The organism is Leucobacter sp. BZR 635 (assembly GCF_048061935.2).
Lineage (GTDB): Bacteria > Actinomycetota > Actinomycetes > Actinomycetales > Microbacteriaceae > Leucobacter.
Window position 1 is genome coordinate 1 of sequence record NZ_JBLUNZ020000028.1, and the last position, 25080, is coordinate 25080.

Genomic DNA, 25080 nt, shown 5'->3' on the forward strand with positions numbered 1-25080 from the left:
CAGCTGCACGTCAGAAGACCCGAAGTGAGTGTTCACGTCTTCCAGCAGCGATGACTCCCCAGCGACAGCGAACAGGCGCGGACGCAGCCGACGCGTGAGGACACCGCAGGACTTATCCGGCCAGCCCAGCACCGCCTGAAACGATGCCATGTGCGGCGGGATGGAGAACCCAACCTGGTCAAGAGTCTTCTTGCTGTCACCGTAACGGTCACGCAGCTTGTTGCGCCGCTTATGCTGGTTCAGCTGATGCAGCAGCTTGTTGAACGTCTTCAGCTCATCATCTGTGAGGTCACGACCATCAGCCACAGGATCACCTGCCCATCACGATTAGTTGCCGTTGCCCACCCTCAGGTGACTTCCCGGACCGTCGATGCAGGCCAGCGAATGCCAGCGTCGCTGCAACCAACGGAGAAATATCTACAGACGAAGACGCCGCCCACTTCCAGAGCGTCGACTCCCCGTCCTTACGGCCAGCACCAGCCACCGCGTCGTTCAACTCCTGCTGCGAGGTGTGAGCGATCTTCAGCTGCGAGATCGCATCAAACAGGGCACCGCAGGCTCGCATGTACTCCCGGTACTTCACCGGCCACACACGGATCCGCAACCGGCGAAGCTCACCCAAGAGCGTGCCCGTCGCCGCGAGCTCATCGATGACGATCGCCACCGGGCCGTACTGCGCTTTGAGCCCCGAGAGTCGCTCAGCAACCCAGTCAGTCCCAACACGGCGATCAATCAGCACGATCGACGTGCGTCCGTCTGGGAGCTCGCCGGCCATGACAATCGATGCCGAGTCACGCGACCGAGGAATATCGACCGCGAACGCGACCCGACCTTGCTCGCGAGTATCCGTCTCAATGGCGAGCGCGTCCCCGGCAGACTCAGCCCACGGCTTCTGCGGGATGATCCCGCCGCCGCCGAGCTTCGCCCAGATCCCGAGCCTCTCCCGCTTGAAGCCTTCATCGTTCCCGGTCTCGCCAACGAGGGTGTCGTACTCGTCCTGGACGAACTCCTCCGAGATCCGATAACCAAGACTCGGGTTCGCCTCGTACCAGCCGTCACGATCGAGCGGATCCACGTCATCCTCAGTCGACCACTCGTAGTACGCCAGCCGGCCAGGGGACTCCTTCTGCGCCTGCGCACGAAGCGACGCCAACAAATCCGAATCGAGCATCCCTGCCGACGACGTGAACCACACCTGCGGGTTGCCCTCGATCGACTTCGCCGCCATCGTCGGCAACAGTGCATCCATCTCGGCAGACTTCAGCGCATAAGCCTCGTCCAGCACCACCAGATCGCCAGTGAATCCACGCCCAGACCCGCCTGACCGTGCCGCAAACTGCAGCTTGTTCCCGTTCTTCATCGTGATGGCAGGATTGTTGCCAGTACGAAACCCGTCGATCTCTCGCAAATCGTCATCGACACTCATGCCGGCACCACCTTTGACCTCAGCCAGCAGCGGCGAGGCCTTGATGCGATTCATCAACGCGATCATGGAGTTGTTTGCAGTCTTGAACTCGTGCGCCGTGTGAATAATCACGCCTTCGTTGAACAGCAACAGCCCCGCAAGCTCTCGAGCTTCAAGCACCGCGTTCTTGCCGTTCTGGCGCGGCACCACAAGACACGTTCGGAACGCTGACCAGCGGCCATCCACACGTTCACCAAGCGAGCCACGCAGTACGTGTTCCTGCCAGGGGTACAAGCCAAGGCCAGCGACTGCGGCAAGGTCTACCGCATCATCCGCCGCCGACGTATGAAACAGCGGGTACGACTCAATTCGAGGAAGCTGCGAGCCTTTCCGCACGCTTTCGAGCGATCTCGTCAAGAGCACTCACCTCCGGCTTACTCGCACTCTCGAGACGCTTAATCAACGCCACAAGCTCCATACGCTGCTTTGCCAACGCCGCCGCGCCTTGGGCAACACCGGAATCCATCTGAGCCTTAATCCACGTCAACGTGGCGTAAGCCTCATCCAGCTCGTCGATCGCCCGGGCCGGCTCCACCAGATCAGGAACGGCCGAAAGCTGCGCACGGACCGCTGCAGCCTGCCCAGCACGCCGCTCATCCGCCCGACGCTGCTTATCCGCAGCGACCTCCGCCAGACACTCAGCACACGCGGCCTCACCCTTGCGCAGATGCCGCCGATACGCCGCCAACGTGCCACAAGGCTTCAAGGGAGCAGCCACAGCAGCCTCCTGTCAGAGCGAACCCCGCCCATGTCAGACCGGACTACAGCCCTGTGTAAAAAGTCACTATGCCGCGGGTCTGGCGAGGAGGCCCCGGGGGAGGGGGTGCCCCCTGGGGTCGTGTGTCAGTGTGCGGGCTGGTCGGTTGTTGGCGCTGTCGCTTGGTTCACCACTTCAGTGCGGTGGTTGGTGGCTGGGTGATGGTTGTGACGCGGTTTGATCGGCTGCTGTTGCATGATCGGTGTGCTGCTCGGATGTCACCGTAGAGGTGTCCGCCTTTGGAGCGTGGTTGTACGTGATCTGCGGTGAATGCCATCTTGTGGCTCCATGGGAGTGTGTAGTCGATGGGTTTGCGGCAGAGCCAGCAGTCGTTGCGTTGGGCTTTGAGTGCGGCTGTGCGTTTGCGGTATGTGCGGTCGTCGAGTCCTCGCATGGGTCACTCCTTTGTGTCCTGTGCTGGGGATGCTTGTGAGGCGGGTAGCCGTGGTGGCGGTGGCCTGGGGTGCTGGTCCTGGGCGGGGGCGTAGGGGAAGCCGGGGTCTGGGCGGGGCCGGTCGGGGGAGCCCCGTCTGGCCCATGCCCCGGTCCGCGGGGTGTGGGCTACTGGGGGGCGCTGGGCCGGGAGTCAGGGCCCTTGTGTTGCGAGGGCCAGGGGCCACCACAGGGCCACCTCTGGGCTAGGGGCCCTGTGATGCGGCACCCCGGGGTTAGGTCGTGAGGGGACGGGGGATGAATGTCCACTCGTAGAGGTGTTCGATGCCGCCCTGGTATTTGTCTGCGGTGACGTACTCCTGGACGCGTGCAAGGGCGAGTGGCTGTGTAGGGCCTTGCTCGAGCGCGAGGGTGACGGCCCTGTCGTAGAGCCACTCGTCCCGCTCAGGGTTGCTGACGCGTGCCTTGCTGGTCGTGGTGACAGTGATAGCGGTGATGGCCCTTGGCGCTCCCTTGATCGAATCCCATTCGTCTCCGGTGAGGATGGGCTCTGGCTTGCTTGATTTGTTCTCAACGAGGTGGATGTTGGCTTCTGCGAGCGCCGCCTTGGTCACTGCTGCCATTGCCTCGGTCTTGCATCTGCCGCAGAGCCTCACACCGCCGCAACGGGCAACACGGCTGGGTCTTGGCCCGGCGAGAGTCACGCCGGGGATCGGATGCCCGTGGGCGGTCCATTCACTGCTTGATGGGTTGCTCATCGGTTCTCCTCGGTGTATAGGTCGCCCCGGTATTCCTCAGGACAGCAGAGCATCACTGCACGTACGGACGGGTAACGAGGGCCGCAGTCTTCACAGGCCGATTGCTGGGTCATGAGGCTCGCTTCCTGTGAACTGTGCTGATCATGGTGTTCCTTGTATGAGGACGCTACGATCGGTCTATGGATCAGCGATTGACACCAAAAGAGCTAGCTAAGGAACTCGGACATGGGCCAGAAGGCCGCCCGGGGGTTCAGGTGAGGCGGTACCTGCGCGAGAGCCACCCTCGCCCGGAGTCGGAAAAGGGGTCGCCATGGACCCTCACTGAGGAGCAGGCTGACGCGGTTCGAGAACACTTCCGCAGCAAGCGCGCTTGACCGGTTCAAAGGGTTCCTCCGCGCTCGTACCCGGTTCGGTAAGGGTGTTGTCAGCGGTACGGCGCGGAGGAAGTGGGGGAACGACAAAACCCCCGGCGGGGAGCCGGGGGTTTTGGTGTGAGGCCTTGCGCCGCTCTAGGAAACGAGGATCTGCTTGGCGATTTCTAGCCCCGCTGGGCCGTCCAGTTCAGGAAGGTTTGCCCATCGCCCGCCCGACACCGTTACTTCGACGCCTGGCACCCAAATTGTTGTTCCAATGACGGCAGAGATGCCGATGTCGACTGTCATCGTGAACGCGTCACCGTTGTTCGCAGCGACCCATTCGTCGCTGACGCGCTCGAAGCTTGCCATGCCCTCTAGCGGGCTGTAGTCGGGCTGCTCTGAGATCGCTGCGAATCTAACTTCCACCGACCGAGCATTGTCTGGTGTGACGTCCTCAGGTGGCGTCTCCCAGCCGCAGTGGATGTCAGTCTCGGAAACGCTGTTCCAGTCGTAAGGGTTGAGTCCTTCAACCCAAGTCGCCACGAACGGTTGTACGTCATCGCAGGACTTGATGTGGGTGAAGGTGAAGTTGCCGTTAGCGCTAGCCTGCTCGGCTGGGGCCTTCGAGGTTTCCTCGGCTGGGGCGGGGGTATCGTGCGGATCAGCCGGGGCTGAGCATCCAAGAAGTGAAAAAGCGAGAGTGGTCGTTGCGCACACTAGAAAGGTCATTCTCATAGCTACAGCATAGGCCAGTAGATGCACTGAGTGGCAAAGCAATCCAGGCTCACAACGTGTAGCGAGCGCGAGTTTGTGCCCGGTTCTGTAAGTGTGTTGTCAGCGGTACGGCGCGGAGGAAGAGTGACCGTCAGGGGGGCCGTTCACTGGTGATGTTCGTGAACATCTCTCTTGAACAGCCGCTTGACGAGAAGAGTGTGTGCGTGCAGTAAGGGATCCCTTGCAGTGTGATTCCCCGGTACGGTCAGCAGTCGCAGGTCCGTAGCGGTATTGCCCGATAGCTCACTGTTCACTGAGTGTTGGCTCAAAGTCCTTGCAGTGTGGGCGACGGGCGCGTTGACTGAATCAAGGCGGCTCAACGATAAGCCACTCGCTCATTGCGGAGCCGACCGATTCTCACCAACAAGTTCAGGCTTTGCCGGAGCTGACGATGCAGGACGGAGCGAACAATGAGTGTTAACGCGAAAAAGGAAGTCCGGAAAGCTGCCGAGAAGACCGCCTGGAATCCCATGCGTTTCGTTAGCAGCTGGGGTGTGCGTAGCAGCCACGCCTATACGGCAGGGCTAGTCTCGGTTGGTATCTCGCTTGCCACGTGGCTGGTATCCCGGGGCAAGGACGACAGCAAAGCTCAGTCGGATCGGTGGGGAATCTTTATTGGCCAGTGGGCACCCACGTTCTTTGCTCTTGGTGTTGGCCTGAAGCTTGAGGAGGACGAGTCGTGAACGTGCTGCTTGGAATCTCGAGAGTCCTCGTCATTATCGGGGGACTGAACTGGGGCCTCGTAGGCCTCTTCGACTTCAACCTTGTCGATTCCATCTTTGGTGCCGGCTCGGCGGCGTCCAAGGTCGTGTACATCATCGTGGGCGTCGCTGCCCTGGTGCTGATCCTGGACTTCATTCCGCGCGAAAGCAGGGGCCGGACACAGGTCTAGCGCCTTCTGTAGACCTCAACTAGCTGTACCCTCGGCGACACAGACGTTTTGCTGGGGGTGCAGCTGCGTGTGGTGCCGGCCTGGCACCGGAGTGACGTAATCGGAGGACGGCGCTGTGCGTCATCCCGTCACGCCGGGGGAGAGTAAGCCCTGGTATTCGCCCGCCAGGTCGGTATGGGTTGCCCCGTGTCGTTCCCACTCAAGGATTCGAACCTCGATTGCCCGGTCCAGAGCCGAGCGTCTTGCCGTTAGACGAAATGGGAGCGTGCCCGCACCGGTGTGCGAGCTATTCAGTTATGGGCGATGAAACACCAAAGCCCCCAACGCGTCTGCGTCAGGGGCCTGGTGAGTGGGTATAGAACTCCACCATCTACGATCAGTTTTGCACGAGTTGCACGAAAGTGCAAGTAGCCGCGCACGAATGCTCAGCGACGGGTCGCGAACTCGGCTGCCAACAGGTCGGGCACGGACAGCCACTTCACGCCATCGATGCGCATGACCTTGATGCGGCCCTCTCGGATCCACCGGTACACGGTGTGCTTGGACTTCCCGACTCTGGGGCCGGCATCCTCGATCTTCACGAAGTGGTCTTCAAGCTTCGTTGTGCGCGGCACTCTATGCGCTGGCGTCTGCATAGTGACCTTCCTCTACGTCGGACAGGATGATGTGCTGAACGAGCGCGTACTCGCCTGGGGTGAGGGTGTAGCCGCAATAGCAGCTGATCACGATCTCATCGCCCGGGAAGCGTGGGGGCCGGTGGGCGAGGGTGAGTTTGTCGCAGCCGCCACAGGTCATGAACGTGATTCTGCGGGGCTTGTCTACTTGGGGCCAGCGTCGGTCAGCCGATGCGACAAGACGCCCGAGTTCGAGCGCGTGGTATTGGCCGACCTTGTCGTTCGCGGCGGCATGCTCGTCTGCGAAGCGGTTGAGCGCGACACAGTGGCTGTTGATCTCGTCGGCGGCGAGCCATGTTGCGGCTAGGGGTGTTGCTGGCTCCGTGGAGCTGGACACGCGCACGTCTTCCTGTGCGCTCTTAATATCACCGGCTGAGCGCAGCCACGCGATGATCTTGCCTGCGCTCTCCCACGCCCACACGAACCGGTTGTATTCGCGCTGCTCGAGATACCCGACACCATCCACGGGGTGATCATTCATGCCTGCTCCTCCAAAACGAAAAGGCCCGTCACAAGGTCGATGCCCCATTCGCTGAGGGATCTAGTTGTGACGGGCCTTAAAGCACCTGTTGAGGGATAGTCTACGCGCAATTCTCAGATTGCGCGAAGGGTTACTTCTTCTTGCGTTTCGGGGGAACACCTGGAAACAAATATTGGGCAATGATGTAGATGATCCCAAGTATCTCGACAACAGTGGAGCTGATCCATGCCACGATCACGTACGGCTCTATTGCTGCTTTAGCGTGCCATGCGTACCAGCCAACGAGGATAAAGTTCCCAATGATCACACTCCACGCGAGTGCTGCAGCGAGCTTAAAAAACTTGGGCCGCATCTCGTTTTGCTGATGGAGCCGATTGATTTCCGCGCTCTGCATCGTCTTTTGGTGTCGCGTGAAGCGCTGGCGCAGATCGCGCATCGTTCGCAATACGTCACCCCTGGTGCCTTCTGGGGCGAGGACTATGTGGGAAACCGATTCGCTTCGTGGGACATCCTGTTTGAGGTCGTCTACTGAAGCTGAGTCGAGATCAGGGCCGTCAGATTCCAAGGCGTCTCTTGCGATGTGCTGCGGCCGAGGGACTTACACCAAAGTGGCTTGCAATCATGTACTCGGACTCGTAGATTCCCCAAACTCGACGGAATTCATCTTCCGGCATCAGCAAATTGCCTGCAAACTCATCTGCGTAGAATTCGTGGAGGTCGTACTCGTTTGTCCGACGTTCGACGAAGGAGTACTCGTTATCCCCCTTGTCTCTACGCTCAATGAAATGACCTAGCTCATGTGCCGCTGTGAACATCTGCCGACCGAAGTTCTCATTCTCCTCAATGAGGATTTTGACGTCGCCCGGCTTTGCGACAATCGCGCCGGATATGCCCGGGAGAAGGCTTTCGAAGCTAACTTCAATACCGTACGCTGCGGCGATCGCGATTGGGTCCACAGGGAAGGAATCGTCCCACCGATCTTTAAGGACTCGTCGGGCAGCCAACTGTGCTGCTTCTTTAACTAACATGCTGGTCGCCTCCTAGGGTTTCCACAGGTTATCCACTGATCTATCCACAGGATCGATCTACTATGAGTGTACTACTTTACCGGCCAAATGGGCCGATTTTCGCTCACTGCGGACCGTGTCTGCTTGCGGGGGCTCATCTGGCGTGGTATCGTCCGGCGCGCAATTCTCAGATTGCGCGAGCCAACGTGGAGGACTCCTTATGAGGTGGCCCGTGGCCAACATTTGGCCAACATGGCGGATTCTGTTCGCTCATTCGATTGTCTTAGTTTGTCGGGTTGAGGAGCTTTGTTTCGCTCTGAAACCCCCGATCAGCGCAAATAAGGATCGGTGTTTGTCGGCGAATGTGTTTTCGTGTCGGCCTGTGCCGAAAATGGCTCGTTCAATCCGCAGGTCGTAGGTTCGATCCCTACTGGGGGCACCACCATTCACGCGGAAGAGGCCCGGCGAAGTTGTGAAACTTGGCCGGGCCTCTTCTGTTGCGCAACTCGTAGTGCAGCCGCGCTATTCCTTCCGGCGCCCAGTGATTGCGCCCCAGATGAGCAGAACAACGAGCGCGCCGCCAATCGCGAGTGCCCAGGTCTGGATCGACCAGAACTCCTGCAGCGGCGCGTTGAAGAGCAGTGAGCCGAGCCAGCCGCCGACGACGGCACCTATGACGCCCAGGATGAGCGTCGCGAACCAGCCACCGCCGCTCTTGCCTGGCATGATGGCCTTTGCAATTGCGCCGGCAATGAGCCCGAGCAGAATGAAAGCTAAGAATCCCATGAGTTTCCCCTTTCGCTTGGGTCACCAATTATTCTCTGTTTGCAATGCGAGTCAAGGGAGTTTGCATTTCTCACAGTCTTTACTCGAAGTGGATTCAGCCGAAAGCGCACCGCCCGCCAATACACAGCAGAGAACACTTACAGTGAATGGAGAACCGTGCAGAGCGGCACTCGCAGCGCACAAGAGAGGACACGCGATGAGCTGGGAACTGATCCCCGACGGCTCGCAGCCGGGTGGGCGTATGCCGCGGCGCTTCCCGTGGGGCGTTCCGTTGACCGTCGGCGTCGTCACGCTGTTGGTCGGCCTCAGCCTGCTCGTCTGGCCGTTTTTCGCGGCGAGTAGAATCCTCGCGCTCCTCATCGGCGCAGCCTTCATCGGCGGCGGACTCGCGACAATCGTTGGATCGCGTGCTCGCGGCTTCGGCACTCCCGCGGGGGTGCTGTTTATCGTGCTCGGCGTCATCGCGATCGCGTTTCCGGAGCTCACGGTGAGCATGCTCGTTGGCTTCGTCGCAGCGACAATGCTGCTGATTGGAACCGTGTGGCTCGCGATTGCGGTGCGCATGCGAGAAGCGATCCACTGGGTGTTTGTCGCGATCCCCGCCGCGCTGATCGCACTCGGTATCGTTGCGCTCATCTGGCCGTCGCTCGCACTCATCGTCGCTGCGTTTGTTGCAGGCCTCCTCACCACACTCGTCGGCGGTTCGCTGATCTGGGCGGCACTCGCGCTACGCCGCGGAAACGCGTAGCCTAGCTCCTCGTATGACACGAGAACATCAGCGCCCCATTCTGCAGCCGTCAGCAGCCTTCGACGGCATCATCGGATCTGACGATCCCGAAGCCGCCCACCGCCTCGCCCAAGAAACCTCCTGGGCGCTGCTGCACCGGGTCCGCCAGGTGGCCGATCCCGAGATCGTGCAGCGCGTCGTCGAGGTCGCCTCGGGCGACGGCATCAACGACATCGCAGAGCTGTGGGCGCGCGAAAGCCCAAACTCGCTCGCGGGCGTACTCTGGCGGCTCTATCTGCTGCGCCGCATCACCGTTGCCGACCCCGTGGGTACAGCCGACCTCTTCAGCCGCGGCTCGCGGCGGATCGGCACGATCGACCCGATTGTGGTCGGGGCCGTCGAACCCGCCACGCCCGAAACGATCGCTGAGCTGTGTGACAGGATCCTCCGCGGAGCCTTCGTCGGCGACCTCGGAGTGACGCTCGACCGGGCCGCTGCCTACGCGCGGGTCATGGCTGCCGGGGCGGCGGAACTCGCCGATGACCGGGATCCTCACGACGAAGCGCACGGCAGCGAGCTCACCACCCGGGCGCTGCGCTACGCGACGATTGGCCGCGAGTTGGACGGTGCCGCGCGCCGCTGGCGTGACGGGACGCTCGGCTAACGCACAGCGAGTTCAGCAACTCGGAGTACAATTGGTGTTGCCGGGCCGCAGTTCCCCGGGCTCCAAAAATTGCCGCTTCGAGCGGCCTTCCGCCGAGAGGCGTTCTGCGGCTCGGTCTTACACTTCCGCACTGGCGTGGGGCGCAGCGCGGCCCTCTTCTCGCTAGGGCCCGCACATTCTCAGGGCGGAGCGCGCCCAGCCTGAACCGTTCACCAGCCATGACTTCAGCGAAGTCAGGAGTGATTTGCAGTACAAAGCCCACGACCTCGCTGAGGTCATGGGTGGTGAGCGTTCCTGCTCGCTGAGGTCTGCACCTTCAATCGTTGAAGAGCCGCCGATGCTGCCGCGGGCAGCTCGCACCCCCGCCACGTCGGGGAGATGCCGCGCGTCCGGCGGATCTGCCGGCACGCGAAAGCCCCCGCCAGCACCGGCACGCGAAAGCGCCCGCCCGCAGCAGCGGACGGGCGCGAACCCGGAAACAGCAGTAGGACTTAGCCGAAGCGGCCCGACACGTAGTCCTCGGTCGCCTGCACCGTGGGCGAGCCGAAGATCGTCGCGGTGTCGTTGTACTCGATGAGCTTGCCCGGTTTGCCGGTGCCCGCGATGTTGAAGAACGCGGTCTTATCGGAGACGCGCGAGGCCTGCTGCATGTTGTGGGTCACGATGACGATCGTGTACTCCTGCTTGAGCTCCGCGATGAGATCCTCGATCGCGAGCGTCGAGATCGGGTCGAGGGCCGAGCAGGGCTCGTCCATGAGGAGCACCTCAGGGGAGACGGCGATCGCACGCGCGATACACAGGCGCTGCTGTTGCCCGCCGGAGAGGCCGGCACCCGGCTTCTCGAGGCGATCCTTGACCTCGTTCCACAGGTTTGCGCCGCGCAGCGACTTCTCGACGAGGGCGTCTGCGTCGCCCTTCGAGATGCGCTTGTTATTCAGCTTGACGCCAGCGAGCACGTTGTCGCGGATCGACATCGTCGGGAACGGGTTCGGACGCTGGAACACCATGCCGACCTGGCGGCGCACGAGCACGGGATCGATGCCCGGAGCGTAGAGGTCTTCTCCGTTGAGCAGCACCTGCCCCTCGACGCGTGCGCCGGGGATGGTCTCATGCATGCGGTTCAGCGTGCGGAGGAAGGTTGACTTGCCGCAGCCCGAGGGGCCGATGAACGCGGTGACCGAGCGGGGCTCGATGGCGAGCGAGACATCCTCGACCGCCAGGAACTTCGAGTAGTAGACGTTGAGGTCTTCAACTTCGATGCGCTTCGACATGTGCTGCTTTCTGTGGGGGTGGTAGATCAGCGGGCGACGGCGGAGAACCGACGCGCGACGAACCGGGCGATCAGGTTGAGCGCCATCACGATGAGAATGAGGAGGAGCGCCGCCGCCCACGCGCGCTCAATGAACGCTGAGGCGGGGTTGCCCTGGTTGGCGAACTGCGTGTACACGTACACGGGGAGCGACTGCATGCGGTCGCTGAACAGGCTGTAGTTCATGCTCGCGGTGAAGCCGGCGGTGATGAGTAGCGGCGCGGTTTCGCCGATGACGCGTGCGATCGCGAGCATCACGCCCGTCATGATGCCTGCCATCGAGGTGGGGAGGACGACCTTGAGGATCGTGCGCCACTTCGGCACGCCGAGCGCGTAGGAGGCCTCGCGCAGCTCGCCCGGAACCAGCCTGAGCATTTCCTCGCTCGAGCGCACGACCACCGGGATCATGAGCACCGCGAGCGCGACCGCGCCGATGATGCCCATGCGAGCGCCGGGGCCGAGGATCAGCACGAAGGCCGCGTAGGCGAACAGGCCCGCGACGATCGAGGGGATGCCGGTCATGACGTCCACGAGGAAGGTGATGATCTTGGCGAGCCGGCCGCGGCCGTACTCGACGAGGTAGATCGAGGTCATGAGACCGAGCGGTACTGCGATGACGGTTGCTGCGAGTGTGATGAGCAGCGTGCCGATCATCGCGTGCAGCGCGCCGCCGCCCTCGCCCGTGACGTTGCGCATCGACGAGGTGAAGAACTCGAGATCGAAGCGGGCGATACCGTTCGAGACGACCGTGATCGCGAGCGAGATGAGCGGGATGAGCGCGACGAGGAAGGCTGCCGTGACGAGCACGGTGACGAGCCGGTCGGTGAGCTTGCGGCGCATGGTTGCGCCGTTTGCGGCTGCGGTGAGCGACATGGTTAGGCTCCGATCCGGGCGTTCTGACGGCTGACGATCCACCGCGCGACCGCGTTCACGAGGAAGGTGACGATGAAGAGGATGAGGCCCGTGGCGATGAGCACGTTCACGTTCTCGCCGTACGCCTCAGGGAAGGTGAGGGCGATGTTCGCGGCGATGGTTGAGGGGTTATCGGCGGTGAGGAGCTTGAACGAGACGACGCCGCTCGCGGAGAGCACCATGGCGACGGCCATGGTTTCGCCGAGCGCGCGGCCGAGGCCGAGCATCGCACCCGAGATGATGCCGGGCTTCGCGAACGGGAGCACCGAGAGACGGATCATCTCCCACCTCGTCGCGCCGAGCGCGAGCGCGGCCTCCTCGTTGAGCTTGGGAGCCTGGAGGAAGACCTCGCGGGAGATCGCGGTCATGACGGGGAGGATCATCACGGCGAGCACGATGGCCGCGGTGAGGATCGTGCGGCCGGTGCCGCTCGCGGTGCCGCTAAAGAGCGGGATCCAGCCCATGTGCTCGTTGAGCCAGACGTAGAGAGGGCGCACGGCAGGGGCGAGCACGAGGATGCCCCAGAGGCCGTAGACAACGCTCGGAACCGCAGACAGCAGGTCGATGAGGTAGCCGAGCAGCTGCGAGAGCTTGCGGGGGGCGTAGTGGGAGATGAACAGCGCGATCCCGATCGAGAGGGGGAGCGCGATGATAAGCGCGAGCACCGCTGCCCAGACGGTGCCGAACACGAGCGGGCCCACGTAGGCCCAGAAGTTGGTGGTGAGCACCGATGCGGTCTCGCCCGTGGCGACGAACGCGGGGATGCTCTGAACGATGAGGAAGACCGCGACGGCGGCGAGGATGACCAGAATCATGCTGCCTGAGGCGATGGCCGTGCGCGAGAACACTCGGTCGCCGCGGCTGAGAACCTGCCGTGGCGCGGTCGTGGGAGCAGTCACTTCGGGAGTGCCTTCCGGTGGGGGAGTAGAAGCGGTAACGCGGGGTGCTGCCCGGGTGGATTGGCTGCCGAGGGCGAGGCCGATCCACCCGGGAGCGGGTTAGCTGATCGCTGCGACTGCCGCAGAAGCCTTCTCACGGAGCGAATCCGAGATCGGGGCGGAGCCGGCAGCCTTTGCAGCCACTTCCTGGCCCTCAGGGCTGACGATGTACTCGAAGTAGTTCTTCACGAGCTCGGCGTTTGCCGGATCCTCGTACTTCTCGCAACCGACGAGGTAGCTCACGAGCACGAGCGGGTAGACGCCGTCTGCGGTGCTGGTGCGGTCGAGCTCGATCGCGAGGTCGTTTGCGGTGCGACCCTCTTCGAGCGGCGACGCGTCGACGATTGCCGCCGCTGCCTCGGGGGTGAACGGAACGTACTTGTCGCCGACCTTCACCGAGACGGTGCCGAGGTCGCCGGCCTTCGAAGCGTCGGCGTAGCCGATGGTGCCGACGCCGCCCTTCACTGCCTCGACGAGGCCCGAGGTGCCCTGGGCTGCCTCGCCGCCGGTGATGTCGGTCGGCCACTCCTCAACCGAGCCTGCGGTCCACGCCTCGGGGGCAGCGGCTGCGAGGTACTCGGTGAAGTTGCCGGTGGTGCCCGACTTGTCCGAGCGGTGCACGGGCACGATCGCCTGGTCGGGGAGCGTTGCATCCGGGTTGGCGTCGGCGATTGCCGCGTCGTTCCAATTGCTGATCTCGCCGGTGAAGATCTTTGCGATCGTTGCTGCGTCGAGGTTCAGGTTGTCGACACCGTCGACGTTGAACACGAGGGCGATCGGGGAAATGTAGGCGGGGATCTCGACGATGTCGCTCGTTGTGCAGGCGTCAAACGGGCCTGCGGTGATCTCTTCTGCCTTGAATGCGCGGTCCGAGCCAGCGAACGCGACAGCGCCCTTCTGGAACGACTCGCGGCCGGCACCCGAGCCCGAGGGGTCATAGTTGATGGTGACGTCGGCGTTCGCAGTCTGGAAGCCGGCGATCCACCCCTGCTGCTGGGCTGCGTCCTGCGACGAAGCGCCAGCGCCCGAGAGGGTACCGGTCAGCGACGAAGCGGTCTCGTCGCCGGTTTCGGGTGCGGATTCGTTAGCAGCGCAACCGGTGAGGATAAGCAGGGCGGCGCCGCCTGCAGCGGCTGCCTTCATCGTGGATGAGAACTTCACGAGTGTCGTGTCCATTCTGATGTGGTGTGATCCTGATTGCCTGGCGATTACCTGGCGATATCCACGCTAAGGATCGGGTGTGACTGGGATCCGACCGGAAGGTAAACATGAGGTGAACTCGCGGTGATGCTCGGGGGACGACACTTTGCCCCTCCCCCCCCCACACCCCGATTAATCCGTTCCGACCCTTGCACAGGGCGTGGAAGGGTCGGAATGGATTAATCGGGGTGTCGAGGGTGTCGAGGGTGGCCGGGGCCGGGGCCGGGGCAGGGGCAGGAGCCGAGCCAAGGCCAGGGCCAGGCCGGGCTAGGCCAGGAGCGTCAGCGCGCCCGGCGCGACCCGCACCTCGAAGGGACCTGTCCCGACCTCCTCGCCGTCAGAAAAGGCGATCTCATCGCTCGCGTCGATGTGGATCGTGGTTGCCCGGGTAATGGTGACCTCGGGTAGAGGCTCGTGCTTCGCGCGTGCGAGCAGCCCGAGCACGCTGAGCAGGCGCAGTTTCGAGGCCGAAGCCACTTCGACGAGGTCGAGGTGGCCGTCGTGCACGCTCGCCTGCGGTGCGAGCGGAATCCCTCCGCCGATCGCCCGCGTGTTCATCACGGTGCAGAGCACCCCCATGAACGAGCGCTCGGAACCGTTGAGCGAAACCGTGAAACGGCGCGGCCGCAACGCAAAGATCTCCGCGACGAGGGCAATGTGGTAGCGCAGAGGCCCCAGCGGAAGGCGGATCGCATTCGCGCGGCGGTTGATTGCCGCATCGAAGCCGATCGACAGCCCGCCCGCAAACCAGTGATCGGGGGCACCAGCCCGCGAGACGACGCCGAGGTCGACCGAGAGCGGGGCTCCCTCCGACGCGAGTACGCGGGCGACCGCTGCAGACGGGAGGCGGGGCAGCGCGAACTGGCGCGCGAAGTCGTTGCCGCTACCTGCGGGAACCACCCCGATGGGGAGATCCCGCGCCTCGGCGACCTGCAGCACGAGCCCGATGAGGCCGTCGCCGCCGACGAGCACGAGGCCCCGGAGACCGCGTGTGCAGGCCTCTCGAACTCGGGCTTGGCAGTCGGCTCCGTTGACGCCGGTGATCTCGATCGCGTGGAGCCCCGCGCGCTCGAACTCCGCGAGCACGAGCTTCGCAACGCGAGCGCCGCGCCCGAGCGCAGAGCTCGGATTCACCACCACACCGTAAGGCGCATCATCGCGCATGGACAACCCCTGACAAGTAAAGACTGACTAGTGCTTGAGCGGATATGTTTCAACACCGAGGATCCCGGCACCCGGGCGGGAGCGGGAGAAATGAAAGACTGAGAACCCTGCCGGTGGCAGCCGAGCCGCGTCCTCGACGTACTCGCCCGGCAGGCTACCACTTGCGAGCATGAGCTCGCGAGCGAGGTCGGGGAGTACGGGCAGGTGGCTGCAGATCACCGCCGACTTTCCTCGTTTGACGATCTTGCCGACGAGCCTGCGGGTGGCGGTGAGGTCGCCCTCATCCCAGAAGTCTTGGCTTAGGCACTCACGCTCGCGCACCTCTGTCTTGAGGCGTTCGGCGAGGGGTGCGACTGTCGAGAGACATCTCGTCGCGGTCGAGGAGAAGACGCGCTTCGGGGCGAAGGTGCGGAGGATCGGTGCGAGCGTGTGCGCCTGCCGCTCTCCCGTCTCGGTGAGCGGGCGCAGGTGATCCTCCGGGAATTCCTCGCCTCGCGGTGCGGCCTTGGCGTGCCGCAGCAGCGTGATCGAGAACGTGTCGAGCAGTCCGGGCTCTGCGAGCCTGAGGAAGACGTCGAAGAGTTCGCGGTCAGCTTCGTAGCTCAGGAGGTCGCGGGCGGCGGATGCGGGCACCCACTCGAGTGCCTGCACCTCTGAGTTCGGCTTGAACGTCGAGGCGAGCGCTGCCTTCGCGGTGACCTCGGCTGCCCAGTACTGCACGATCTTTGCGTTGCCGCCGGGCATCTCGTAGTGGATCGTGCCGAGGGTCGCCCCGAGCGTCACGCGCAGCCCGGTCTCCTCGCGGGTCTCGCGCACCGCGGCCTCAGGCATGCTCTCGCCGGGGTCGAGTTTGCCCTTCGGGAACGATACGTCGCGCTGCTTCCGGCGGTGGATGAGCAGCACCATGAGTTCCTCGACATCAGCCGGGGTGCGCACGCGCCGCCAGGGGATCGTGCCCGCGGCAAAGACCTGTTTCGCCACTGCGCTACCTTGCCCGCCTGGCCTGGGTGCGGTCGATCATGACGAGGTCTTGGAGGTCGGGGAGCGGTTCGCCCTCCTCGCTCACGACGCGACGCTGCCAGGTTCCGTCGGGGAGCATCCGCCACGACGATACGTCGTCGCTGAACGCGAAGCCGAAGAACCGGTCGACGCGGGCGAGGTGGTCGCGCTCGACGAGGCTCACGAGCACCTCGATGCGGCGGTCGAGGTTGCGGTGCATGAGGTCGGCGCTGCCGATAAACACGTCGCGCTCGCCGCCGTTTTCGAACCAGTAGATGCGCGAGTGCTCGAGGTAGCGGCCGAGCACCGAACGCACGCGGATGTTTTCTGACAGGCCAGGGACGCCGGCGCGAATCGAGCAGATGCCGCGCACCCACACGTCGACGGGCACGCCGGCCTGGCTGGCGCGGTAGAGCGCGTCGATGATGGCCTCGTCGACCATCGAGTTCGCCTTGAGTCGGATGCCGCTCGGGAGTCCGGCGCGCGCGTTCTCGGCCTCGCGTTCGATGCGCTCGAGGAGGCCGGTGCGCAGCTGCAGCGGTGCGACGAGGAGCCGATCGTAGTCGGTTTCGATCGCGTAGCCCGAGAGCACGTTGAAGAGCTTGGTTGCGTCGCGGCCGATCGCGGGCGAGGTGGTGAAGAGCCCGAAGTCTTCGTAGATGCGGCTCGTCTTCGGGTTGTAGTTGCCGGTGCCGATGTGGCAGTAGTGGACGAGCTTGCCGCCCTCTTCACGGATCACCTGCACGAGCTTGCAGTGCGTCTTCAGCCCGACGATGCCGTACACGACGTGCACGCCGGCCTGTTCGAGCTTGCGCGCCCAGGTGATGTTGGCTTCTTCGTCAAAGCGGGCCTTCACCTCGACGAGGGCGAGCACCTGCTTGCCGGCCTCGGCCGCCTTGATGAGCGAGGCGACGATGGGGCTGTCACCCGAGGTGCGGTACAGCGTCTGCTTGATCGCGAGCACGTCGGGGTCGGTCGCTGCCTGCTCGATGAACGCCTGCACACTGGTGGCGAACGACTCGTACGGGTGGTGTACGAGCACCTCGCGCCGGGCGATTGCCGCAAACATGTCGACCTTGTCGCTCGGCGAGCTCGTACGGAACGATGGGTGCGTGACCGGGATGTGCGGCTGGAACTTCAGGTCTGGCCGGCGCAGGCTGCCGAGCGCGAACAGCCCGGAGAGGTCGAGCGGCGCGGGCAGCGTGTATACCTGCTCCTCGTCGATATCGAACTCGCGCACGAGCAGGTCGAGGGTCGCCTCGTCCATATCGTCGGAGATCTCGAGGCGAATCGGCGGGCCGAAGCGCCTGCGCAGCAGCTCCTTTTCGAGCGCCTGGATGAGGTTCTCGGTCTCGTCTTCCTCGATCTCGACGTCTTCGTTCCGGGTGACGCGGAAGACGTGGTCGTCGATGACCTCCATCCCAGGGAACAGGCCGTCGAGCTGGTTCGCGATGAGCTCCTCGAGCGCGATGAAGCGCACGTTGTCGTCGGATTCCCGGCGGTCCACGCGCACGTAGCGGGGGATCATCTGCGGTACCTTCAGACGCGCGAACTCGATCTTGTCGGTGTTCGGGTTGTGCACCCTGATCGACAGGTTGAGCGCGCGGCCGGAGATGTAGGGGAATGGGTGCGCGGGATCGACCGCGAGCGGCATGAGCACCGGGTAGATTCGCTGCTCGTAGTATTCCTTGAGGATCTCGCGATCTGCATCGTCGAGCGCCTCCCATTCGACGATGTGCACGCCGGCGTCTGCGAGCTGCGGCTTCACCTGCTCAGCGAAGCAGCGGGCATGGCGCAGCTGCAGTTCAGAAGCGGTGCGGTTGATCTCGGCGAGCACCTCGGTGGGTGCGCGACCGACGTTTGTGGGAACCGCGAGCCCCGTGAGAATACGGCGCTTCAGGCCCGCGACGCGCACCATGAAGAACTCGTCGAGGTTGGTCGCGAAGATCGCAAGGAAGTTTGCCCGCTCGAGCAGCGGCACGGTCTCGTCCTCGGCCAGTTCGAGCACGCGCTGGTTGAACGCGAGCCAGCTGAGCTCACGATCGATGTACCGGTCGGCGGGCAGAGCCCCGTCGTCGACGATGGTGATCTCGCGGGTCTCTTCGCTCATAGCTCTATTCTGACACCTGCGGGCCGGCTGGGCCGCGCCATTGTGTGCTTCGTGAATCGATGGTGAATCCTGCGGCCTCATACATGTGCACTGCGCGCTCATTCTCGCCGTCGACGTAGAGCGTCACGCGCTCGGGGTGGTGCTGCGCCATCCGCGCGAGCGTGACGCCGAGGAGCGCGCGACCGAGCCCCGTACCCGCGTGGTCAGGATCGACCCCGACCACGTATAGCTCCACCTCTGTCCGGTCGCCGTCGCGCAGCGTCTTCACCCAGGTGAACCCTGCAAGAACGGATTCGCCGGGCGCGGCGAGTAGAAACAGATCGTCCGGGTCAAACCACGCCTCCTCGCGCATGAGCGCAAAGTCTGCGAGCGTTACCCGGCCCTGCTCTGGATGGCTCGCAAAGGCACGGGCGTTCACCGAGACCCACGCGGCGGCATCGCCCGGTTGATCAGCGGCGAACGTGCGCAGCGTGAAGCCCTCGGGTAGCGCGACCGCGAATGGATCGGCGCTCGCCGCGGGCAACAGGGCGGGATCGAGCGCCATTCTGAACAGTGAGCGCACTGCGGTGAAGCCCGCGCCCGACAGCAGCGCGGTTGCAGCGGGGTTCTCGCCGTGCGCCCAGGCGAGCAGCCCCGGAACGCCGTCGGGTCCCGCGACCGCAGCCTGCGGATGCGCGAGCAGCTCGCGCAGCGCCGCCGTGCCGATGCCCTGGCCGCGCGCGGGCGGATCGACGACGAGGTCAAGCTCGCCCTGGCCGATCACGCCGACTGCCACGGGGGTTGAGGGAGAGTCTGAGGCGTCCGATCCGGCGCGCGCGAAGAGCAGCAGTTCGCGTTGCCCCTGCCGGGCAGCGAGCAGCGCCTGATCCGAGAGCGGGGAGGAACCATCGGCGTGCTCGGCCCGCTCAATGATGGGCGACGCGAGATCGAGCGATCCTGCCACCGTGACGATTGTCTCTGCGTGCATGCGCTTCTCCTGTATCTCCGGATCCCTGGCGATCTCTGTAGCCCTGACGGCTTACTCTGACAGTAGCCCTGGCGGCTGACTCTGGCAGCTAACCCCGGCGGTCGCGAGCGAAGCCGTACCCGACACCGCGCACGGTGCTGATGAGCCACTCGTGTTCTCCGAGCTTGGCCCGAAGCCTGCGAACATGCACGTCGACGGTGCGCGCGCCGCCGAAATAGTCCATGCCCCACACCTCGGCAAGTAGCTGCTCGCGCGTGAACACCCGTGCCGGGTGGAGCGCGAGAAAGTTCAGCAGTTCAAATTCTTTATAGGTGAGGTCGAGCGTGCGCCCGTGCACCGTCGCGACGAAGTTGGAGTCGTCGATCTCAACGCCCGAGATCTGCACTCCCGGCCCGGGCGCGCTCTCTGACTGTTCCTGCGTTGCGGCTCCGAGCAGCCGTAGCCGCGCGTCGATCTCTGCGGGGCTTGCGTCGGGCGTGAGGAAGTCGGCGACATCCCACTCCGGCGTGAGCGCCGCGAGCGAGGCATCACCGAGCAGCGCAATGCGGGGGATCCGGGTGCGGCCGGCGAGCGCAATGGCTGCGGCGCGGGCTCCCCGCGGGTCCTCTGTGCCGTCGAGCAGGATCGCGGCGATCTTGTGCGGCGGGTTCTCGTAGGCGAGCGCAGCCTGCAGCGGGGATGCGATGTTCGCAACCGCGACGCTGTGCGGCAGGACATCGAGCGACGGCAGCGGGGTCACGGCCCGAGCCTGCTCGAGCCGCGCGTGCGGTGCGCGGGCAGCGGGCGAAGCAGCCGCAGAAGTAGCCGCAGCAGCCGCGGTGAAGAGGAGCAGCTCCATGACTGACCTCCCTGCGGTTTCGACTACCCAAATATCCTACTCGGACACGTTCTTCGGCAGTGTGGGAGGATTAGCGAATGAACGAAACCGAAACCGAGACGACCGAACGCGTGTCTTGGCATCTGCCGCGACTCATCATCGCGTGGGTTGTCGCCGCGGTCTTCGGGGTGCTCATCACCGTGCTCGTGGACGAGGCCCGCTTCCAGTGGCTGGCGCTCGCCGTCGGTGTCTCCACGCTCGTGACGTTTGCGCTGCAGCTGGGCACCGCGCAGCGCGAAGGATTCATCAGCAGGCTCGCGTTTAGCATCTCTGGCTCTGTTGTGATTATCGCCGTGATTGACGTGATTGGCACACTGATCGGGTAGCACCCCGATCCTCTTGCTAGACTGAGGCCATGCTCATGGCTCTTGAACTCTTCTTCCTCGGACTCCTCGGTCTCGCGGGTGTCGCGATCGCTTGGGTATCCGGAACGGTTATCTACAATCTCTTTAAGGGTCAGCGCTAGTCGCGAGCTCCCTGATGACGAGTCCGTACCTCTCACTTCCCGGGGCGGTCGGAGACTCCGTCGCCCTCCACTACGGCTCGCCCGTCGCTGAACAGCGCGCGCTCGACGCCGGAAACGCAGCGGTCGATCTCTCGCACCGCGGCATCATTACTGTCGCTGGCGCGGATCGGCTGAGCTGGCTGAACTCGATGACGAGTCAGCACCTCCTGGGTCTCGCGCCCGGAGTCGCAACCGAAACGCTGCTGCTCGATCCCAACGGGCGAATCCAGCACGCGATCCGCCTCGTTGATGACGGCGAGACAGCGTGGCTGCTCGTCGATGAAGGATCAGCGGCGGCTCTCACCGCCTACCTCTTGAAGATGCGCTTTGCGTTGCGCGTCGAGATATCCGACGTCTCCGACGAATTCGCTGCCGTGCTCGCCTTCGAGGGTGGCACCGCGACCGCAGCTCTCCGTGAGCTCGCGCCGGTCGTTGAGTGGGCCGACCCGTGGGCCGAGGTCACGCGCGGCGGGACCCAGTACGCACACGGCGACCATGCCGGGGCCGACTGGAGTGCCGTACAGTTCGTGTTCGCGAGGGGAGACCTGCGCAGGGTGTCGCGCGCGGTCTCACCGGCCGGGCTCATGGCGCTCGACGCCCTCGAGATCCGCGCCTGGCGGCCGTCGCGCGTCGGCGACGTCGACGAACGGGCGATCCCACACGAATTTGATTGGCTGCGCAGCGCGGTGCACCTCACGAAGGGGTGCTACCGCGGCCAGGAAACGGTTGCGAAGGTGCACAACCTGGGGCACCCGCCCCGGCGGCTCGTGCTGCTGCACCTCGACGGCTCCGAGGGCGAACTCCCGATCGCTGGCGCGCTCGTCTTCAAGGAGGGCGAGGCGAGCGACCCCGAGGCGCGGCCTGTCGGGCGCATCACGCGTTCGGCGCTGCACCACGAGTGGGGCGGGATCGCGCTCGCGCTGCTCAAGCGCTCGGTCGCGGGCGACATCACCCTTGCCGTGCGCGGCGGGGCAGACGCGGCTGACCCGAAGGCCCCGGTGACCGGGGTGATCGCCGCGGCGCAGGAAATGATTGTCCCGACTGACGCTGGCGCTACGCGCAGCGTCCCGAAGCTCAAGCGGCTGTAGGGCACTGCCGGATCCCTCGGATTCGCCGTGCGCCCGCGGAACGAACCTCGCTAAGCTGGAGATATGACCAACACGTTGATCCTGCTCCGTCACGGCCAAAGCGAGTGGAACGAAAAGAACCTGTTCACCGGATGGGTCGATGTTCGACTCACAGAGCGCGGACGGGGCGAAGCGGCAGCGGCCGGCAAGCTCCTCGCGGAGAGCGGCATGCTCCCAGACGTGCTGTTCACGTCGCTGCTCAGCCGCGCGATCCAGACCTCGAACCTCGCGCTCGAGAGCGCGGACCGGATGTGGATTCCCGTCGAGCGCTCGTGGCGTCTCAACGAGCGCCACTACGGTGCGCTCCAGGGGCTCGACAAGGCAGAAACCCTCCAGCAGTACGGTGAAGAGCAGTTCATGGAGTGGCGACGCTCCTACGACACCCCGCCACCCGCACTCGACGACGCGAGCGAGTGGTCGCAGGCGAACGACGAGCGTTACGCGAACATCGACGGCGAAGCTCCCCGCACCGAGTGCCTGAGCGACGTTGTCGCGCGGATGGTGCCGTACTGGGAGGGCAACATCCTCCCCGAGCTGAACTCCGGCAAGACCGTGCTCGTCACCGCGCACGGCAACTCGCTGCGCGCGCTCGTGAAGCACCTCGAGGGCATCTCCGACGCCGACATCGCCGCGCTGAACATCCCGACGGGCATGCCGCTCGTCTACGAGATCAACGAAGACGGCACGCCGACGGCTGCCGGTCGTTACCTCGACCCCGAGGCCGCTGCCGCAGGCGCTGCCGCGGTTGCTGCTCAGGGCAAGTAGTTCCCAAGTGAAAGGTTCTGGCCGCCTCACTCAGTGAGGCGGCCAGAACCTTTCGCTGTGAGAGCGGCAGACGACTACTTGTCGTCGTCCTCCGCATCATCGTCTTCTACGTTGTACTTGTCGGCGAGATCAGCCCAACGTTCCTCGTCGGAGACGTGCCCCGAAGCGAGCTCTCGCTCAAGCTCCGAGTAGTTGGTTGCTGGGCTGAAATACTTCAGCTCCCGAGCGACTTTAGTGTGTTTTGCCTTCTGACGGCCGCGCCCCATGCGTGACCCCCTTACACATTTCGGGCCTCGGAGGATTTGCTCCCACGAGGCAGTACTCAATCAACATGGACGTATGGGCATGATCTTAGCACGTTGGGGAGAGGGCTTCGCGGCGCTAACATGAGGTTATGACCTCGCCCGCACCTCGCCGTCCGGTAAAGCGCATTGTTCTCATCAGTGTGCTCGTGCTTTCGCTCGCAATAGTTGGCGTAGTCGCTGCGATTGTTGTCCCGATCCTGACGCACTCAAACACCGGCAGTTCGGGACAAACGATCCCCACCGACTTCGAGTCTTCATCAACGGCCAAGGGTGCCGACGACCGTACCCGGACGATTGCCGTCAAGACAACCGACGGGAAACCGGCCGAACTCGCCGAGCTTTCCCCCGGCGACGAGGTCGTCGTGACGGGCGAGGGCTTCGATGCCGGTCTCGGCATATATGTAGGTTTCTGTGCGATCCCACCCTCCCCAGACGTGAAGCCCGGCCCCTGCCTTGGCGGCATTCCTGAGGGAGCCGAGCAGGGAGCCGCCGCCGCGCAGGAGGCGCTCTCAAGTGCTTGGATCACGAATGATTGGGCATGGAAATCATTTGCCACGCAGGGATACGACGATCGGGATCTCGGGAGTTTCTCGGTGCGCCTGACGGTGCCAGAGCCGACCGTTGAGGGCCTCGACTGCACGCAGTCGCGCTGCGCGATCTCGACCCGCACCGACCACACCGCCATGAAGGAGCGCGTGCAGGACATGCTGCTCCCGTTCGCGTACCGCGCGAACTAGGGGCGGCCGAGGGCGTGACTGTTCGTTCGCGGCAAATCGGCGGCTGAGCCCGACGGTGCCTGGGCCCGACGGCCTCGTCGGGCCCGGAGCCAACAGGGACCGCCGCGCTTGAACCCTGACCCCCCGGTGTTATCTATTCTGACCCCGTTTTGGCCTGCGCAAGGGTCGGTATGAATTAATCGGATCAGAGAGGACGCAAGGGCTACGCCGCGAGCGGCAGGGCGCTGCGCGACGAGAGCGCTGAGCCGAGCAGGATCATCCGCATGCAGCGCTCGGCCGCGTCGCGCAGCAGCTCTTCTCCCTGCTCGACTGCCTGTGCGAGTTCCATGGGAACGGTGAGGATTGAGGCGATCGCGTCGATCCCAATGTCGTGCACGTCGGGCGCGCCAGATCCGAGCGAGCCCGCGATCCCGAGCACCGGAACCCCGGCCGCCCGCGCCCGCAGCGCGATCTCCGCGGGCACCTTCCCGCGCGGCGTCTGAAAGTCGATCGCTCCCTCGGCGGTGATAACCAGATCTGCCGCGGCGATGAGCCCGTCGAGGTCGACCGGTGCGACGCTCGGCGCGAGCAGCACCTCGAAGCGGGGCGCGAGCCTGGCGCCGAGCACGGCGGCAAGCCCCGCCCCGAGCCCGCCCGACGCACCCGTGCCGGGGCCGGTGCGCAGGTCGAGCGGTGCCCCGAGCACTGCCACGCGCTCAAGTAGCCCGGCCCAGTGATCAAGCGCCGTCGAAAGCTGCTCAACCTGCTCTGGACTTGCGCCCTTCTGCGGCCCGAACACGCGGGCGACTCCGCGCGGCCCGCAGAGCACGTTGTGCACGTTGCAGGCGAGCACGATCTCAACCTCGTGCGCCCGCGGATGCAGGCCAGACAGGTCGATACTTGCAGCCCGGCCCAGTTCCGCCCCGCCCTCGGGCAGCTCAGCGCCCGTGGCATCGAGGATCCGCGCCCCGAGCCCGCGCAGTGCGCCCGCGCCGCCGTCGCTCGTGCCCGAGTCACCGCAGCCGACGATGATACGCTCCGCGCCATCGTCGAGCGCGGCCGCGATGAGCTCCCCGACCCCGCGGGTGGTGGTCGATCCGGGGTCGCGGCGGTCGCGCGGCACAAGCCGCAGCCCGGCAGCCGCTGCCATCTCTACGACAGCGGTGCCTCGCGACGTGCCTCCGAGGCGCGCCCAGTGGGCGAGCACCGGCTGGCCTACGGGGCCGGTGACCCGAGCCGGAACGAGCTCGCCGCCCGTTGTTGCGGCGAGCACCTCTGCAGTGCCCTCGCCGCCGTCGGGAACCGGGTATTCGTCGACCTGGACGCCGGGAATGACGCGGCGGATGCCGGCCGCGATAGCCGCCGCAACCGCGTCGGCTCCGAGGCTCTCCTTGAAACCTGAGGGGGCGACGAGGATGCGCGCTGGAATCTGCATGGACATGATGAACCTCC

Annotated in this window: 29 protein-coding genes, 1 tRNA gene and 1 pseudogene; 8 read left to right on the forward strand and 23 right to left on the reverse strand. The window is 64.5% G+C overall.

Features of this window, described 5'->3' with window-relative positions:
• The 6 genes and pseudogenes from ACI1US_RS05140 to ACI1US_RS05165 form a co-directional block, all read right to left on the reverse strand.
• A pseudogene (locus tag ACI1US_RS05140) lies at nucleotides 1-306 on the reverse strand (hypothetical protein); the annotation flags it as partial.
• A gap of 4 nt (nucleotides 307-310) precedes the next feature.
• Nucleotides 311-1612, reverse strand: a complete 1302-nt coding sequence (locus ACI1US_RS05145) for a hypothetical protein (protein ID WP_461638702.1) — start codon at nucleotides 1610-1612, stop codon at nucleotides 311-313.
• A 157-nt stretch (nucleotides 1613-1769) separates the two neighbouring features.
• The gene (locus ACI1US_RS05150) at nucleotides 1770-2183 is read right to left on the reverse strand and encodes a hypothetical protein (RefSeq protein WP_461638704.1); all 414 of its coding nucleotides are present in this window, start codon (nucleotides 2181-2183) and stop codon (nucleotides 1770-1772) included.
• Between the two features lie 166 nt (nucleotides 2184-2349).
• On the reverse strand, nucleotides 2350-2616 hold the full coding sequence (locus ACI1US_RS05155; protein WP_461638706.1) for an HNH endonuclease: 267 nt from the start codon (nucleotides 2614-2616) through the stop codon (nucleotides 2350-2352).
• A gap of 274 nt (nucleotides 2617-2890) precedes the next feature.
• A complete protein-coding gene (locus ACI1US_RS05160) occupies nucleotides 2891-3238 on the reverse strand; it encodes a hypothetical protein (protein ID WP_461638708.1) in 348 nt (115 codons plus the stop codon).
• Nucleotides 3239-3882: 644 nt separating this feature from the next.
• Nucleotides 3883-4155 (reverse strand): hypothetical protein, encoded by a 273-nt coding sequence (locus ACI1US_RS05165; RefSeq protein WP_461638710.1) that lies wholly within the window; start codon nucleotides 4153-4155, stop codon nucleotides 3883-3885.
• An 842-nt stretch (nucleotides 4156-4997) separates the two neighbouring features.
• On the opposite strand from ACI1US_RS05165, the gene ACI1US_RS05170 reads away from it, so the two are divergent.
• Nucleotides 4998-5186 carry a hypothetical protein gene (locus ACI1US_RS05170; protein WP_461638712.1) on the forward strand — a complete coding sequence of 63 codons (189 nt, stop codon included), beginning with the start codon at nucleotides 4998-5000 and terminating at the stop codon, nucleotides 5184-5186.
• Nucleotides 5183-5395: a DUF378 domain-containing protein gene (locus ACI1US_RS05175; RefSeq protein WP_461638714.1), complete on the forward strand. Its 213-nt coding sequence runs from the start codon at nucleotides 5183-5185 to the stop codon at nucleotides 5393-5395. The genes ACI1US_RS05170 and ACI1US_RS05175 overlap by 4 nt, the downstream gene beginning before the upstream one ends.
• A gap of 192 nt (nucleotides 5396-5587) precedes the next feature.
• Here ACI1US_RS05175 and ACI1US_RS05180 read toward each other — a convergent pair.
• The 6 genes from ACI1US_RS05180 to ACI1US_RS05205 all read right to left on the reverse strand — a co-directional run bounded on the left by ACI1US_RS05180 (nucleotide 5588) and on the right by ACI1US_RS05205 (nucleotide 8343).
• Nucleotides 5588-5658, reverse strand: a tRNA-Gln gene (locus ACI1US_RS05180).
• Nucleotides 5659-5820: 162 nt separating this feature from the next.
• Nucleotides 5821-6030, reverse strand: coding sequence for a hypothetical protein (locus ACI1US_RS05185; RefSeq protein WP_461638716.1), 210 nt, complete (start codon nucleotides 6028-6030; stop codon nucleotides 5821-5823).
• On the reverse strand, nucleotides 6011-6550 hold the full coding sequence (locus ACI1US_RS05190) for a hypothetical protein (RefSeq protein WP_461638718.1): 540 nt from the start codon (nucleotides 6548-6550) through the stop codon (nucleotides 6011-6013). Before ACI1US_RS05190 ends, ACI1US_RS05185 begins: the two co-directional genes overlap by 20 nt.
• A 130-nt stretch (nucleotides 6551-6680) precedes the next feature.
• The gene (locus tag ACI1US_RS05195; protein WP_461638720.1) at nucleotides 6681-6986 is read right to left on the reverse strand and encodes a hypothetical protein; all 306 of its coding nucleotides are present in this window, start codon (nucleotides 6984-6986) and stop codon (nucleotides 6681-6683) included.
• Nucleotides 6987-7104: 118 nt separating this feature from the next.
• Nucleotides 7105-7578 carry an ImmA/IrrE family metallo-endopeptidase gene (locus ACI1US_RS05200; protein ID WP_461638722.1) on the reverse strand — a complete coding sequence of 158 codons (474 nt, stop codon included), beginning with the start codon at nucleotides 7576-7578 and terminating at the stop codon, nucleotides 7105-7107.
• A 501-nt stretch (nucleotides 7579-8079) separates the two neighbouring features.
• The gene (locus tag ACI1US_RS05205) at nucleotides 8080-8343 is read right to left on the reverse strand and encodes a GlsB/YeaQ/YmgE family stress response membrane protein (protein WP_461638724.1); all 264 of its coding nucleotides are present in this window, start codon (nucleotides 8341-8343) and stop codon (nucleotides 8080-8082) included.
• A 196-nt stretch (nucleotides 8344-8539) separates the two neighbouring features.
• Between ACI1US_RS05205 and ACI1US_RS05210 the strand changes: the two genes are divergently transcribed.
• Nucleotides 8540-9091, forward strand: coding sequence for an HdeD family acid-resistance protein (locus tag ACI1US_RS05210; protein WP_461638726.1), 552 nt, complete (start codon nucleotides 8540-8542; stop codon nucleotides 9089-9091).
• A gap of 13 nt (nucleotides 9092-9104) precedes the next feature.
• Nucleotides 9105-9734 (forward strand): hypothetical protein, encoded by a 630-nt coding sequence (locus ACI1US_RS05215; RefSeq protein ID WP_461638728.1) that lies wholly within the window; start codon nucleotides 9105-9107, stop codon nucleotides 9732-9734.
• Nucleotides 9735-10225: 491 nt separating this feature from the next.
• Here the strand turns inward: ACI1US_RS05215 and pstB are convergent, their stop codons facing one another.
• The 9 genes from pstB to ACI1US_RS05260 form a co-directional block, all read right to left on the reverse strand.
• Nucleotides 10226-11005 (reverse strand): phosphate ABC transporter ATP-binding protein PstB, encoded by a 780-nt coding sequence (pstB, locus tag ACI1US_RS05220; RefSeq protein WP_416549885.1) that lies wholly within the window; start codon nucleotides 11003-11005, stop codon nucleotides 10226-10228.
• A gap of 26 nt (nucleotides 11006-11031) precedes the next feature.
• Nucleotides 11032-11916 (reverse strand): phosphate ABC transporter permease PstA, encoded by an 885-nt coding sequence (pstA, locus tag ACI1US_RS05225; RefSeq protein ID WP_416549884.1) that lies wholly within the window; start codon nucleotides 11914-11916, stop codon nucleotides 11032-11034.
• 2 nt (nucleotides 11917-11918) lie between these two features.
• On the reverse strand, nucleotides 11919-12854 hold the full coding sequence (pstC, locus tag ACI1US_RS05230) for a phosphate ABC transporter permease subunit PstC (RefSeq protein WP_416549883.1): 936 nt from the start codon (nucleotides 12852-12854) through the stop codon (nucleotides 11919-11921).
• A 99-nt stretch (nucleotides 12855-12953) separates the two neighbouring features.
• Nucleotides 12954-14054, reverse strand: a complete 1101-nt coding sequence (pstS, locus tag ACI1US_RS05235; protein ID WP_416549886.1) for a phosphate ABC transporter substrate-binding protein PstS — start codon at nucleotides 14052-14054, stop codon at nucleotides 12954-12956.
• Between the two features lie 306 nt (nucleotides 14055-14360).
• Nucleotides 14361-15227 carry a diacylglycerol/lipid kinase family protein gene (locus ACI1US_RS05240; RefSeq protein ID WP_416549882.1) on the reverse strand — a complete coding sequence of 289 codons (867 nt, stop codon included), beginning with the start codon at nucleotides 15225-15227 and terminating at the stop codon, nucleotides 14361-14363.
• 57 nt (nucleotides 15228-15284) lie between these two features.
• Nucleotides 15285-16238, reverse strand: a complete 954-nt coding sequence (locus ACI1US_RS05245) for an NUDIX hydrolase (RefSeq protein ID WP_416549881.1) — start codon at nucleotides 16236-16238, stop codon at nucleotides 15285-15287.
• Between the two features lie 4 nt (nucleotides 16239-16242).
• A complete protein-coding gene (locus ACI1US_RS05250) occupies nucleotides 16243-18366 on the reverse strand; it encodes an RNA degradosome polyphosphate kinase (protein WP_416549880.1) in 2124 nt (707 codons plus the stop codon).
• Between the two features lie 4 nt (nucleotides 18367-18370).
• Nucleotides 18371-19333, reverse strand: a complete 963-nt coding sequence (mshD, locus tag ACI1US_RS05255; RefSeq protein ID WP_461638732.1) for a mycothiol synthase — start codon at nucleotides 19331-19333, stop codon at nucleotides 18371-18373.
• A gap of 88 nt (nucleotides 19334-19421) precedes the next feature.
• Entirely contained in the window at nucleotides 19422-20171 is a 750-nt protein-coding gene (locus ACI1US_RS05260; RefSeq protein WP_461638734.1) for a winged helix-turn-helix domain-containing protein, read from the reverse strand.
• A gap of 77 nt (nucleotides 20172-20248) precedes the next feature.
• Between ACI1US_RS05260 and ACI1US_RS05265 the strand changes: the two genes are divergently transcribed.
• The 3 genes from ACI1US_RS05265 to ACI1US_RS05275 all read left to right on the forward strand — a co-directional run bounded on the left by ACI1US_RS05265 (nucleotide 20249) and on the right by ACI1US_RS05275 (nucleotide 22607).
• On the forward strand, nucleotides 20249-20536 hold the full coding sequence (locus tag ACI1US_RS05265; RefSeq protein ID WP_416549878.1) for a hypothetical protein: 288 nt from the start codon (nucleotides 20249-20251) through the stop codon (nucleotides 20534-20536).
• Between the two features lie 154 nt (nucleotides 20537-20690).
• Nucleotides 20691-21803, forward strand: a complete 1113-nt coding sequence (gene ygfZ, locus ACI1US_RS05270) for a CAF17-like 4Fe-4S cluster assembly/insertion protein YgfZ (RefSeq protein WP_416549877.1) — start codon at nucleotides 20691-20693, stop codon at nucleotides 21801-21803.
• Nucleotides 21804-21866: 63 nt separating this feature from the next.
• Entirely contained in the window at nucleotides 21867-22607 is a 741-nt protein-coding gene (locus tag ACI1US_RS05275) for a phosphoglyceromutase (RefSeq protein WP_416549876.1), read from the forward strand.
• A gap of 74 nt (nucleotides 22608-22681) precedes the next feature.
• Here ACI1US_RS05275 and ACI1US_RS05280 read toward each other — a convergent pair whose 3' ends face one another.
• The gene (locus ACI1US_RS05280; protein ID WP_416549875.1) at nucleotides 22682-22873 is read right to left on the reverse strand and encodes a DUF3073 domain-containing protein; all 192 of its coding nucleotides are present in this window, start codon (nucleotides 22871-22873) and stop codon (nucleotides 22682-22684) included.
• A 128-nt stretch (nucleotides 22874-23001) separates the two neighbouring features.
• On the opposite strand from ACI1US_RS05280, the gene ACI1US_RS05285 reads away from it, so the two are divergent.
• Nucleotides 23002-23649 (forward strand): hypothetical protein, encoded by a 648-nt coding sequence (locus ACI1US_RS05285; RefSeq protein ID WP_461638738.1) that lies wholly within the window; start codon nucleotides 23002-23004, stop codon nucleotides 23647-23649.
• Nucleotides 23650-23851: 202 nt separating this feature from the next.
• On the opposite strand, the gene ACI1US_RS05290 is transcribed toward ACI1US_RS05285, so the two are convergent.
• Entirely contained in the window at nucleotides 23852-25069 is a 1218-nt protein-coding gene (locus ACI1US_RS05290; RefSeq protein WP_461638740.1) for a glycerate kinase family protein, read from the reverse strand.
• Nucleotides 25070-25080: the final 11 nt, after the last annotated feature.

Coding starts and splice junctions, on each gene's coding strand:
- ACI1US_RS05265 (WP_416549878.1), top strand. CDS start 20,249: ATGAACGAAACCGAAACCGAGACGACCGAACGCGTGTCTTGGCATCTG.
- ACI1US_RS05290 (WP_461638740.1), bottom strand. CDS start 25,069: ATGTCCATGCAGATTCCAGCGCGCATCCTCGTCGCCCCCTCAGGTTTC.
- ACI1US_RS05250 (WP_416549880.1), bottom strand. CDS start 18,366: ATGAGCGAAGAGACCCGCGAGATCACCATCGTCGACGACGGGGCTCTG.
- pstB (WP_416549885.1), bottom strand. CDS start 11,005: ATGTCGAAGCGCATCGAAGTTGAAGACCTCAACGTCTACTACTCGAAG.
- ACI1US_RS05285 (WP_461638738.1), top strand. CDS start 23,002: ATGACCTCGCCCGCACCTCGCCGTCCGGTAAAGCGCATTGTTCTCATC.
- ACI1US_RS05185 (WP_461638716.1), bottom strand. CDS start 6,030: ATGCAGACGCCAGCGCATAGAGTGCCGCGCACAACGAAGCTTGAAGAC.
- ACI1US_RS05215 (WP_461638728.1), top strand. CDS start 9,105: ATGACACGAGAACATCAGCGCCCCATTCTGCAGCCGTCAGCAGCCTTC.
- mshD (WP_461638732.1), bottom strand. CDS start 19,333: ATGCACGCAGAGACAATCGTCACGGTGGCAGGATCGCTCGATCTCGCG.
- ACI1US_RS05210 (WP_461638726.1), top strand. CDS start 8,540: ATGAGCTGGGAACTGATCCCCGACGGCTCGCAGCCGGGTGGGCGTATG.
- ACI1US_RS05200 (WP_461638722.1), bottom strand. CDS start 7,578: ATGTTAGTTAAAGAAGCAGCACAGTTGGCTGCCCGACGAGTCCTTAAA.
- ACI1US_RS05205 (WP_461638724.1), bottom strand. CDS start 8,343: ATGGGATTCTTAGCTTTCATTCTGCTCGGGCTCATTGCCGGCGCAATT.
- ACI1US_RS05260 (WP_461638734.1), bottom strand. CDS start 20,171: ATGGAGCTGCTCCTCTTCACCGCGGCTGCTGCGGCTACTTCTGCGGCT.
- ygfZ (WP_416549877.1), top strand. CDS start 20,691: ATGACGAGTCCGTACCTCTCACTTCCCGGGGCGGTCGGAGACTCCGTC.
- ACI1US_RS05195 (WP_461638720.1), bottom strand. CDS start 6,986: ATGCGCGATCTGCGCCAGCGCTTCACGCGACACCAAAAGACGATGCAG.
- ACI1US_RS05155 (WP_461638706.1), bottom strand. CDS start 2,616: ATGCGAGGACTCGACGACCGCACATACCGCAAACGCACAGCCGCACTC.
- ACI1US_RS05275 (WP_416549876.1), top strand. CDS start 21,867: ATGACCAACACGTTGATCCTGCTCCGTCACGGCCAAAGCGAGTGGAAC.
- ACI1US_RS05160 (WP_461638708.1), bottom strand. CDS start 3,238: ATGGCAGCAGTGACCAAGGCGGCGCTCGCAGAAGCCAACATCCACCTC.
- ACI1US_RS05280 (WP_416549875.1), bottom strand. CDS start 22,873: ATGGGGCGCGGCCGTCAGAAGGCAAAACACACTAAAGTCGCTCGGGAG.
- ACI1US_RS05190 (WP_461638718.1), bottom strand. CDS start 6,550: ATGAATGATCACCCCGTGGATGGTGTCGGGTATCTCGAGCAGCGCGAA.
- pstA (WP_416549884.1), bottom strand. CDS start 11,916: ATGTCGCTCACCGCAGCCGCAAACGGCGCAACCATGCGCCGCAAGCTC.